Consider the following 11,677-nt stretch of genomic DNA (forward strand, 5'->3'; position numbering starts at 1 on the left):
AGCAACGTGAACTCGGACGCGGCAGCTACCGCGTCCGAGTGCTTCAAACCTTTGCACCAAGCTATTGCGCCCATTCATTGCGCAAAGCCATTGCACTTGGGCATCGCTGAAAACAGCCCTGCCAAGTGCTTAGCCAAATCCAGTGATAGAAGCCCGGCCTTTGCATCTGGATCGACCTCTGTTGCCCCCACGCCCAGCCCCAAGGAACGCCCTGTGTTTCAAACCCTCCGATCCACTTTTGACCGAACGCTCACCGCCTTCGTCATCTTTTTGCTCGCCTCATTGGCCGTCATCGTCCTCATGGGGGTGACGTACCGCAAACTGGGCTGGTCCCTGGTCTGGTACGACGAGGTGGCCTCGATCACTTTGGCTTGGCTCACCTATTACGGTGCCGCGCTGGCTGCGCTCAAGCGCGCCCACATTGGATTTCCCGGTTTGGTCAACGCCATGGCACCTGCATTGCGCGTGCCTGTGGTGCTGCTGGCAGAAGCCATCGTGATTGGCTTTTTTGCCGTGCTGGCCTGGTACGGCTACCAAGTCTTGGACATTTTGCAAGGCGACACCATGGTCAGCCTGCCTTGGGTGCCCACCCAGTTCACACAGTCGGTGATTCCCGTCGGCTCGGTCTTGTTCATTGTGGCGCAGCTGCTGAGCCTGCCCGAGTTGCTGGACCAGGCCCGAGGTGCGGGCGTGATCGATGCCGAAAAGCAAGAGATGGAAAAAGAAATTCAAAAGGCGATGCAATCATGAGTGCCGTTTTCATGTTCCTGGGCCTGTTGGCCCTCATCCTGATCAATGTGCCGATTGGCATTTCATTGGGCGTGGTGGCCATGGTCGCCATGGTCATACACGGCGGCATGGATTCGCTGCTCAGCGGTGCCATCACTATGTTCACCGGGGCCACGAGCTTTCCGCTGTTGTCCATTCCCTTGTTCATCTTGGCGGGTGCCATCATGAACTCGTCGAGTTTGTCGCGCCGCCTGATCGCCTTTGCCTCAGCCCTTTTTGGCTTCATCAAGGGCGGCTTGGCCATGGTGAACATCGGTACCTCGCTCTTTTTTGCCGAGATATCGGGATCGGCCGTGGCCGATGTGGCCGCGATGGGCTCGATCTTGATCCCGTCGATGAAGAAAAAGGGCTACCCCAAAGAGTTTGCGGCAGCCATCACCTCATCGTCGGCCACGTTGGCCATCATCATTCCGCCCTCTATTCCCATGATCTTGTACGCGGTCATGGCCGACGCCTCGGTGGTGCAAATTTTTGTGGCCGGCATCGTCCCGGGTATTTTGGGCGGCGGCGGCATGATGGCACTGGCCTACTGGTATGCCAAACGCTACAACTACCCGGTTGAAGAAGTGTTCAGCTGGAGCAAGGTCTGGTCCACTTTCAAGGACGCTGCTTGGGCGTTTTGCTTGCCCATGATCATTTTGGGTGGCATTTTTGGCGGCTGGGTCACTGCTACCGAAGGCGCAGCGTTGGCCGTGTTGGCAGCTCTGTTCATTGGCGGGGTCATTTACCGCGAACTCAATTTCAAGCACCTGTACGAATCCATGCTCGAAGGCGGCATCCAAACCGCCGTGGTGATGCTGCTGGTGGCCGCCTCGGCCCTGCTCGGCCACCTGCTGACCGAGCAGCAAATGCCCCAGCAACTGGCCGCCTGGATTTCCTCGCTCACCGACAACCGCTATGCGGTGCTGGGCATCCTGAACGTGTTCTTCCTCTTGGTTGGGCTGTTTCTGCACTCGGCTGCGGCCATCATCTTGGTGGTGCCCATCGTCATGCCATTGGTACTGGCCGTGGGCATTGACCCGGTTCACTTTGGTCTGATCGTCACCCTCAACTTGGGCATTGGCCAACAAACACCACCAGTGGCCAGCGTGCTCATGACCGCCTGCTCCATCGCCAAAGCCGACATGTGGAAAGTCACACGGGTCAACCTGCCTTTTATCGGCGTGTTGTTTGTGCTGTTGATGATGGTGACCTACATACCTGCCATCCCCATGTTCCTGGTTGAATACTTCTACCGATGATGAACACCATTCCTGCCCCCGAAGAAGTCACGGTGCACACCCAAAGCGGTGTGGCCACCGTGACCTTCAACCGTCCCCAGGCGCGCAACGCCATGACCTGGGGCATGTACCAACAACTCAGCAGCCACTGCGAAGCGTTCAAAGCGGACACCAGCGTTCGCGCCGTGGTGTTTCGTGGTGCCGGCGGTCAAGCCTTTGTTGCGGGCACCGACATCGAGCAGTTCAAAACCTTCAGCACGGGCGATGACGGTGTGGCCTACGAAGCGCAGATCGAGGCCTGCATCGAACTGCTGTGCGCGCTGCCCATGCCCACCGTAGCGGTGATTGAAGGCTGGGCGGTCGGCGGCGGCTTGGCCATTGCCACCGCATGCGATTTTCGCCTGGCCACACCGGGCTCGCAATTGGGTGTGCCGATTGCCAAAACCTTGGGCAACTGCTTGTCGGTGGTCAATGTGGCGCGACTGAGCGCCGCTTTCGGGCCGCAACGCGTCAAACGCATGCTCATGCTGGCCGAGATGGTTGGGGCCGACGAGGCCCTGGCCTGCGGCTATTTGCACCAGATCGTAGAACCCAGCGACATCGACGCGGTCACACACGCCTTGGTGCAGCGCCTGACCGCCTTGGCCCCGGTGACTCAACAGGTCAGCAAACAAGCCCTCAACCGCTTGGTGCAACACAGCGCACCAGAGGCCGAAGACCTGATTCGCCAAGCCTATGGCAGCGAAGACTTCCGCGAAGGCGTCCAAGCCTTTGTGGCCAAACGCAAACCCCTTTGGAAAGGCCGTTGACCATGGCAAGCGCAAAACGCACCGGACCTCTGGCTGGTTTGCGCGTCCTCGAGATGACGCAAATCATGTCGGGCCCCACCTGTGGCCTGCTGTTGGCCGACATGGGGGCTGACGTCATCAAAATCGAAAAACTGCCCGGCGGCGATGACGCACGGGGCTACCGCGATCCGCAAATCAATGGCGTGTCTGCGCCCTTTTTGATGATGAACCGCAATAAACGCGGCCTGGCCCTCGATTTGAAAAAACCGCAAGGCCGCGACCTGTTGCTGCGCATGGTCAAAAACGCGGATGTGCTGGTCGAGAACTTTCGGGGCGGCACCATGGACAAGCTCGGGCTGGGCTATGAAGCCCTGCGCGCGGTGAACCCGGGCCTGATTTACTGTGCCATCTCGGGCTATGGCCGCACCGGCCCTTATGCCGACAAGGGCGGCTTTGACCTGATTGCCCAAGGTTTCGCCGGCCTGATGGCGGTGACGGGCGAGCCCGGTCGGCCCCCGGCGAAAAGCGGCAATGCCGTGTCCGACATGAACGCGGGCATCTTGGCGGCCACCGGCATCTTGGCCGCCTACATCCACAAGCTCAAAACGGGCGAAGGTCAAATTGTGGACACCTCTTTGAGCGACGCGGCCCTGCAGCAAACCTATTGGCACGCCGCTGTTTGGCTGGCCACGCAGCGCGAACCGCAGCCCACAGGTTCGGCACATATCCTGACCGCGCCCTACCAAGCCTTTGAGGCCAGCGACGGTTGGATCAACATCGGCGGCGCCAACCAAACCAATTGGGAGCGCATCTGCCAAGTGCTTGGCCACCCCGAGTGGCGTGAAGACCCGCGATTTGTCACCAACAGCGACCGCATGGCGCACCTGGAGGAATTGGTCGCGCTCATGAATGCTGTGCTGCGACAACGCACCCGCGCCGAATGGCAAGCCGACATGGATGCAGCCGGCGTGCCTGCAGGGCCGGTGCACACCATCGGCGAGGCGCTGTCACACCCACAAACCCTGGCGCGCGGCATGGTGGTCACGCTGGAGCACTCGCAAGCGGGCACCACGCGCGGCATTGGTTGCCCGATCCACTTTTCGCAAACGCCCACCAACACTGGCCAAGCCGCCCCGCTGCTGGGCCAGCACACCCGCGAACTTCTGCAAGAGCATGGCCTGACAGACACCGAAATAGATGACTTGATTGAGCAGGGAGCAGTCTCGCAAGCGGCAGCTTGATCGTCACGCTCAAAGCCACAAGCTGAATCACAAGCTGGTTAAAAAAATCGGACCCTCGGGTCCGATTTTTATTTTTCCAAAGCCTGATTGTGCAGGCGCTAAGCTTCAGACCCGCTCCGTCACCCAAGCCTGCACACTCGCCATCGCAGCAGGCAAGGCACCCGGGTTGGTGCCCCCGGCCATGGCCATGTCGGGTTTGCCGCCGCCTTTGCCGCCCACTTGGCCCGCCACAAAGCTGGCCAACTCACCGGCTTTGACTTTGCCCACGGTGTCGGCGGTCACGCCAGCGGCGATCTGCACCTTCTCGCCGTCCACAGCCGTGAGCACGATCACGGCGGTTTTCATCTTGTCCTTGAGCTTGTCCATGGTGTCGCGCAGGGTCTTGGCGTCCGCGCCTTCCAGTTGGGCCACCAAGAGCTTGATGCCCTGGATGTCAATGGCTTTCGTCATCAGCTCGTCGCCTTGGGCCGAAGCCAGCTTGCCTTTGGCGGCTGACAATTCCTTTTCCAGCGCCTTGACCTGATCCAGCACCTGTTGGATGCGAGTGTTCAATTCGGCCGGTTGTGCTTTGAGCGCGCCAGCAGCTTGGGTGACGGTGTCTTCGAGTGATTGCAGATAAGCCAAAGCATTGGCGCCGGTCACCGCTTCGATGCGGCGCACTCCTGCGGCCACGCCACCTTCGCTCACGATCTTGAACAGGCCAATGTCGCCCGTGGCTTTGACGTGGGTGCCGCCGCACAGTTCGCGGCTGGAACCAATGTCGAGCACGCGCACGGTCTCGCCGTATTTCTCGCCAAACAGCATCATCGCGCCGGTTTTCTGGGCGCTTTCAATGTCCATCACACGCGCTTGTGCCGCAGCGTTGGCCAGAATTTCGGCGTTCACTTGAGCCTCGATCTCGCGAATCTGGGCATCGGTCACGGGCGCGTTGTGCGCAAAGTCGAACCGGGTGCGCTCGGCATTGACCAAGCTGCCCTTTTGCTGCACATGGCTGCCCAGCACTTCGCGCAGGGCTTTGTGCATCAAATGGGTGGCGCTGTGGTTGCGCACGGTGGCGGCGCGCAGGCCCAAGTCCACATGCGCCTGCACCGCGTCGCCCACCTTCAGGCTGCCGGACTTGATTTCGCCATGATGGCCAAACACATCGGCCTTGATCTTGAGCGTGTCGGCCACGTTGAATTGGCCGCCCGCGTTGTGGACCATGCCCTGGTCTCCCACCTGACCACCGGACTCGGCATAAAACGGGGTCGTGTCCAACACCACCACACCTGATTGGCCAGCTTTCAGCTCGGTCACGGCATTGCCGTCGGCATACAAGGCCAGCACTTTGGCGTTGGCCGTCAGGTCGTCGTAGCCTACAAAATCGTTGCCTGCGCCCGAATAATCGAGCGCCTTGTCCATCTTGAACTTGCCCGCCGCACGGGCCTGGGCTTTTTGCTTTTCCATGGCGGTGGCGAAACCAGCCTCGTCCACGCTCAGGCCGCGCTCACGGCACACATCGGCCGAGAGGTCGAGCGGGAAGCCATAGGTGTCATGCAGCTTGAAGGCCACTTCGCCAGGCAGCACTTTCACGCCGCCTTCAAGGGCCGCGTCCAGAATCTGCATGCCGCTTTGCAGCGTCTCAAAGAAGCGCTCTTCTTCCACGCGCAAAACGTCGGCAATGCGATCGGCCTGATCGGCCATGTTGGGGTAAGCCGCGCCCATGAGCTTGACCAAATCGGGCACCAGCTTGTGGAAAAACGGGGTCTTTTGGCCGAGCAAATAACCGTGGCGAATGGCGCGGCGCACGATGCGGCGCTGGACATAACCCCGGCCTTCGTTGCTCGGCACCACGCCGTCGCTCACCAAAAATGCAGCAGCGCGGATGTGGTCGGCGATCACGCGCAGCGACTTGTTGTTCAGGTCGGTGCAGCCGGTCTCGCGCGAGGCGGCCTTGATCAGCGCGTCAAAAATGTCGATTTCGTAGTTGCTGTGCACGTGCTGCAAGATGGCGGCCAAGCGCTCCAGGCCCATGCCCGTGTCCACGCAAGGCGCGGGCAGCGGCGTCACAGCACCGGTTTCGTCCATGTTGAACTGCATGAACACGTTGTTCCAGATTTCGATGAAGCGGTCGCCGTCTTCATCGGGGCTGCCAGGAGGGCCGCCGGGAATGTGTGCGCCGTGGTCGTAAAAAATCTCGGAGCAAGGACCGCAGGGGCCCGTGTCGGCCATCATCCAAAAGTTGTCGGACTTGTAGCGGCCACCCTTGTTGTCACCGATGCGGATGATGCGGTTCTCGGCCTTGATGCGCTCCGGCGTCCAGCCGGCTTTGACAAAAATGCCTTCCCAAATGCCATGGGCCTCGTCGTCTTCCATGTAGACGGTGGCGTACAGCTTGTCAGCGGGCAGTTTGTAGACCTGGGTCAGCAGCTCCCAAGCCCACTCCAGCGACTCGCGCTTGAAGTAGTCGCCAAACGACCAGTTGCCCAGCATCTCGAAGAAAGTGTGGTGGCGGGCGGTGTAGCCCACGTTTTCCAGGTCGTTGTGTTTGCCACCGGCACGCAGGCAAGCTTGCACAGAGGCGGCGCGCACATACGAGCGCTTGTCCGAGCCCAAAAACACGTCCTTGAACTGGACCATGCCCGAGTTGGTGAACATCAAGGTCGGGTCATTGCCCGGCACCAGGGGGCTGGAGGCCACCACGGTGTGCCCTTTGGACTCGAAAAAGTCCAAAAAGGTCTTGCGGATGTCGGAGACGGAAATGGGGGCTTGGCTCATGGTGGTGATGGCTTTCAATGCAACCGCACATTATAGATTTGTGGCTCGCGCCCTCTGAGGGTCAACTTGCACCATCCACCCCGTCACCACCGTGGTTTTGCGACTTTTGTGACAGACGCAAGGCTCAAGAGGGGCTAAGCTCCACGGCTACTGAAAAATCACAGCCTACCTTTGCGGCCTTTGGAGACTCCTATGGACATGAAAACATCGCCTCTCGCCCTCTTGAATGACCCCACTTTGCTCAAGACCGACGCCTTGATCAACGGCCAATGGGTCGCAGGCAGCCAGCGTTTTGAAGTGACCGACCCGGCCACGGGTGGGCATTTGGCCAGCGTGGCCAACCTCGGTGCGACCGAGGCCGAAGCCGCCATTGCCGCTGCCAACGCTGCCTGGGGCCCTTGGAAAGCCAAGACCGCCAAAGAGCGCAGCATCATTTTGCGCAAGTGGTTTGACCTGCTGATTGCCAACACCGAAGACCTGGCCCGTTTGATGACCGCAGAAAACGGCAAGCCGATTGCCGAGTCGCGTGGCGAAGTGGCCTATGGCGCCAGTTTTGTGGAGTGGTTTGCCGAAGAAGCGAAGCGCGTCAACGGCGAGACCCTCCCCCAGTTTGACAACAACCGCCGCCTGCTGGTGCTCAAGCAGCCCATTGGCGTTTGCGCGGCCATCACGCCCTGGAACTTTCCGCTGGCCATGATCACCCGCAAGGTGGCACCTGCGCTGGCTGCAGGCTGCCCTGTGGTCATCAAACCTGCCGAGCAAACCCCGCTCACGGCCTTGGCGGCAGCCGAGTTGGCCATTCGCGCAGGCATTCCGGCAGGGGTGCTCAACATCATCACCGCCGACGGCCCGCAAAGCATCGCCATCGGCAAGGTCCTGTGCGCCAGCGACGTGGTTCGCCACATCAGCTTTACAGGTTCCACCGAAGTGGGTCGTATCTTGATGGCCCAGTCGGCTCCTACGGTGAAAAAAATGTCACTGGAGTTGGGAGGCAATGCGCCCTTCATCGTGTTTGAAGACGCCGACATCGACAGCGCCGTGGAAGGCGCATTCGCCAGCAAATACCGCAACGCAGGCCAGACCTGCGTGTGTTCCAACCGCTTTTATGTGCAGGAGTCGGTGTACGAGGAGTTCGCCACCAAGTTCGCGGCCAAAGTCAAAACCGCCAAAGTGGGCAACGGCTTTGCCGACGGCGTGAACCAAGGCCCGCTGATCGAGCCATCCGCCCTCGACAAGGTGGAGCGCCATGTGAAAGACGCCATCGCCAAGGGCGGCCGTGTGCTCACAGGCGGCAAGCGCCTGGACGGCCAATTTTTTGAGCCCACCGTGATCGCCGATGCCAGCGCCGACATGGTCTGCGCCAAAGAAGAAACCTTTGGCCCCTTTGCGCCCATCTTCAAATTCAAAACCGAGCAAGACGCCATCTTTGCAGCCAACAACACCGAGTTTGGTCTGGCCAGCTACTTCTACAGCCGCGATGTGGGCCGCATCTTCCGAGTGAGCGAAGCGCTCGAATACGGCATGGTCGGTATCAACGTGGGCATTTTGGCCACCGAACATGTGCCTTTTGGTGGGGTCAAGCAGTCGGGTCTGGGCCGTGAAGGTTCACACCACGGCATGGACGACTATGTGGAGATCAAATACCTCTGCGTGGGCGATATCCTGAAGTAAACTACATGCCTTCGCGGGTGTCGTTCAATGGTAGGACTCTTGCTTCCCAAGCAAATAACGTGGGTTCGATTCCCATCACCCGCTCCACAGGATCATCTCAGCTCATCTCAATGAGCCTCACAACCCGCTTACCGTAAGGTAATGCGGGTTTTTTATTGTCTTGCACCGTACTGCCAGCTATCATGACATACCAACAAATTCATGGTATTTGAGTTAGCCCCCTGAAACACAGTCCCGTCGGTATTCCTTAAACTAAGAAACAGGAATACGACCATGGATATGACTATGTCTTCAGCAACACCCTCTCGGGTTGACGTGGTGACAAGCGTTCAGCGCCGCAGGCGTTGGACCCCAGAGCAAAAGCTTGAAATCGTCAAACAGACCAACGAACCTGGCAGCTCTGTCTCGATGGTGGCACGGCAATTTGGCATCTCTGCGGCTCAGCTCTTTCAATGGCGAAAGGCCTACCTGCAAGGCACACTGATGGCGGTTGGTGCCAACGAAACAGTGGTGCCAGAGTCTGAGCTTCAAGAGGCCATGCGCCGCATTAAACAACTCGAAGGCGCATTGGGCCGCAAGACTTTGGAGAACGAGACTATCAAGGAGGCTGTGGACTTTGCCAAAGCAAAAAAGTGGATTGCGCGCTCGCCAGTATTGCCCGGGGGCGAGCAGTGAGAGCCGTCTGCTTTGCCCTTGGCGTCTCGCGTAGCCATGTGTTGGTCATGAGAGATCGACCATCCGAATGGACAGACTTGAGAAAGTCACCTCCAAGAACTGATGACACCGCCGTCAAGCAAGCCATTGCCAATGTGGTCAAGGACCGTGCCACTTATGGCTACCGCCGCCTCTGGGCTCGCTTGCGATTGGATGGGCATGACCGGGTCAATCACAAGCGGGTTTACCGGGTGATGCGTGATGAAGGCTGGCTGCTGTACCGGCATGGCGCAAAGCCTGTAGATACAAGAAAGCACGAAGGAAAAGTGGCCGTCAAGGAAAGTGATGTGCGCTGGTGTTCAGATGGCTTGGAGCTGTCGTGTGACAACGGCGAGAAGGTGCGGGTGGCCTTCGCGCTGGATTGCTGCGACAGGGAAATCATGAGCTGGGTGGCCACCACCAAAGGCATTGATGCAGCATTGGTCGGCGATTTGATGATGCAGGCAGTGGAGAACAGGTTTGGACCTAACGGCAAGCCCTCAAAGCCCATTGAATGGCTCACCGATAACGGCAGTTGCTACACGGCAGCCGAGACCAGGAGTTTTGCCAAGCAACTAGGGCTCAAGCCAGTGACCACACCGGTAACAAGCCCGCAAAGTAACGGCATGGCAGAGAGCTTCGTGAAAACATTGAAACGGGACTATGCCAAACTGGCCGATCGACCCGACTCGCAAACGGTGATGGCGCTATTGCCCAAATGGTTCGATGACTACAATTCTTACCACCCACACAGCGCGTTGGGTTATGTGCCAGCCAAGCTGTTCAGGGAAAAACGAGCGGTAAATTAAACATACCGGCGGTACTGGGTTACGGGGTCAAGACCAAGTCTTAAGTAGCTGATACGGCTTGATACGGCCTAAAGTTCGACGGAGACGGACACCGCTTCCGCCAAGAACCCCCAATGCAAAACGCCCCTTTCGGGGCGTTTTGCATGGATGGCCGCTGGTTTCTACTTCTGAAACCTGTGGCTGTGTGCATCGCGCAAAACGTTTTTCTGTACCTTGCCCATGATGTTGCGGGGCAAGGTGTCGATCAGCACGCAGTGCTTGGGCACTTTGAAATTGGCCATTTGTGACTTGATGGCCTGAACCACCGATTCCGGCGAGACACTGGCGCCCGGCTTGGCCACCACCACCGCCACACCCACCTCGCCAAAGTCAGGATGGGGCACGCCGACCACCGCGCTCTCGGCCACGCCGTCCAGGTTGTTGATGAACGATTCGATCTCTGCGGGGTAGACGTTGTAGCCCCCGCTGATGATCAAGTCCTTGCTTCGGCCTACGATGGTCACATAGCCGTCGGCGGCTTGCTGCCCCACGTCACCGGTTTTGAAGAAGCCGTCTGCGGTGAACTCTTCCGCTGTTTTTTCTGGCATTTGCCAGTAGCCCAAAAACACATTGGGGCCTTTGACTTGAATCCCACCGATTTCGTCCGCAGGCAGGGGCTGGTTCGCTTCGTCGACCACACGCAGCGTCACGCCGGGCAAAGGGAAACCGACCGTGCCGCCGCGCCGCTCGGACTGGCCATTAAAACGGGCATCCGGCAAGCAGGGGTTGGAGGTCAGCATCACGGTTTCACTCATGCCGTAGCGTTCCAAAATGGCGTGACCCGTGGCCGCTTGCCAAGCGGCGTGGGTTTCAGCCAACATGGGGGCTGAGCCTGACACAAACAGCCGCATGTGGGCGGTGGCCGCCTTGTTCAGGCCGGGCTCGGCCAACATGCGGGTGTAAAGCGTGGGCACGCCCATGAACACCGTGCCCTGCGACATGTGTTCAATGCTGCGCTTGGGGTCAAACTTGTTCATCCAGATCATGGGGCTGCCGTTGATCAAGGCCCCATGGATGGCGACAAACAAGCCATGCACATGGAAAATCGGCAGCGCGTGGATCAGCACATCATCGGCCTGCCAGTTCCAATATGTCTTGAGCGTTTGGGCATTGCTGGCGATGTTGCTGTGGGACAGCATGGCCCCCTTGCTGCGCCCTGTCGTGCCGCTGGTGTAGATGATGACGGCCAACGCGTCGGGTGCGACCCGGGCAGGGGTATGTTGGCTGGCCATGGACGCCGCACTTTCGAGCAAACTGCCCTGGCGCTTGTCATCGAGAGTGAAGACGTGGGCCACTTTGTTTTGGGCCGCGATGGGCGTCACCCAGCCCAAGTTGGCCGGACTGCACACCACCACCGCGGGCGTGGCGTTGCCCAAGAAGTAATCCACCTCGCTGCTTTGGTAAGCGGTGTTCAAGGGCAGAAACACATGCCCGGCACGCAAAGTGGCCAGGTAGAGCATCAGCATCTCCACCGACTTGTCCACTTGCACCGCGATCCGGCTGCTGGGGGGCAACTGGAGCGAGTCAATCAAGTTGGCCAACCTGGCGGTTTGGTCTTCCAAGTCTTGCCAGCTGTAGGTGAGCCCCTCTTCGGCCCAGACGGCCGTGGCTTGCTTGTTGGCTGGAAACGCGTTTTGAAGTGCGACGAAAAAATTAGGGTGGGTTGTCAT

At 59.2% G+C, this 11,677-nt stretch carries 8 protein-coding genes and 1 tRNA gene; 7 read left to right on the top strand and 2 right to left on the bottom strand.

What is annotated here, in order from left to right:
• The first annotated feature begins 213 nt into the window (after positions 1–213).
• Genes B9Z50_RS07415 through B9Z50_RS07430 form a run of 4 tightly spaced genes read left to right on the top strand, consistent with a single transcriptional unit; the run spans position 214 to position 4,038 of the window.
• The gene (locus B9Z50_RS07415) at positions 214–750 is read left to right on the top strand and encodes a TRAP transporter small permease (protein ID WP_108363661.1); all 537 of its coding nucleotides are present in this window, start codon (positions 214–216) and stop codon (positions 748–750) included.
• Positions 747–2,030, top strand: coding sequence for a TRAP transporter large permease (locus B9Z50_RS07420; RefSeq protein ID WP_108363012.1), 1,284 nt, complete (start codon positions 747–749; stop codon positions 2,028–2,030). Before B9Z50_RS07415 ends, B9Z50_RS07420 begins: the two co-directional genes overlap by 4 nt.
• Positions 2,030–2,818: an enoyl-CoA hydratase/isomerase family protein gene (locus tag B9Z50_RS07425; RefSeq protein ID WP_108363013.1), complete on the top strand. Its 789-nt coding sequence runs from the start codon at positions 2,030–2,032 to the stop codon at positions 2,816–2,818. The genes B9Z50_RS07420 and B9Z50_RS07425 overlap by 1 nt, the downstream gene beginning before the upstream one ends.
• A 2-nt stretch (positions 2,819–2,820) precedes the next feature.
• On the top strand, positions 2,821–4,038 hold the full coding sequence (locus tag B9Z50_RS07430; RefSeq protein ID WP_108363014.1) for a CaiB/BaiF CoA-transferase family protein: 1,218 nt from the start codon (positions 2,821–2,823) through the stop codon (positions 4,036–4,038).
• A 105-nt stretch (positions 4,039–4,143) separates the two neighbouring features.
• Here the strand turns inward: B9Z50_RS07430 and alaS are convergent, their stop codons facing one another.
• On the bottom strand, positions 4,144–6,795 hold the full coding sequence (gene alaS / locus B9Z50_RS07435) for an alanine--tRNA ligase (protein WP_108363663.1): 2,652 nt from the start codon (positions 6,793–6,795) through the stop codon (positions 4,144–4,146).
• A gap of 192 nt (positions 6,796–6,987) precedes the next feature.
• Between alaS and B9Z50_RS07440 the strand changes: the two genes are divergently transcribed.
• The 3 genes from B9Z50_RS07440 to B9Z50_RS07450 all read left to right on the top strand — a co-directional run bounded on the left by B9Z50_RS07440 (position 6,988) and on the right by B9Z50_RS07450 (position 9,968).
• Positions 6,988–8,466, top strand: a complete 1,479-nt coding sequence (locus B9Z50_RS07440) for an NAD-dependent succinate-semialdehyde dehydrogenase (RefSeq protein WP_108363015.1) — start codon at positions 6,988–6,990, stop codon at positions 8,464–8,466.
• A gap of 13 nt (positions 8,467–8,479) precedes the next feature.
• Positions 8,480–8,553: transfer RNA gene (locus B9Z50_RS07445), tRNA-Gly, on the top strand.
• Positions 8,554–8,739: 186 nt separating this feature from the next.
• Positions 8,740–9,968 (top strand): IS3 family transposase gene (locus tag B9Z50_RS07450; protein ID WP_370463059.1). Its coding sequence is split into 2 segments (ribosomal slippage): positions 8,740–9,085 and positions 9,085–9,968, totalling 1,230 coding nucleotides; the frame shifts between segments, so codons are not numbered across the junction.
• A gap of 161 nt (positions 9,969–10,129) precedes the next feature.
• Here the strand turns inward: B9Z50_RS07450 and B9Z50_RS07455 are convergent.
• Positions 10,130–11,677 carry a malonyl-CoA synthase gene (locus B9Z50_RS07455; RefSeq protein ID WP_108363016.1) on the bottom strand — a complete coding sequence of 516 codons (1,548 nt, stop codon included), beginning with the start codon at positions 11,675–11,677 and terminating at the stop codon, positions 10,130–10,132.

It is taken from the genome of Limnohabitans sp. Bal53 (assembly GCF_003063355.1).
In the GTDB taxonomy this organism is placed as follows: Bacteria; Pseudomonadota; Gammaproteobacteria; order Burkholderiales; family Burkholderiaceae_C; genus Limnohabitans_A.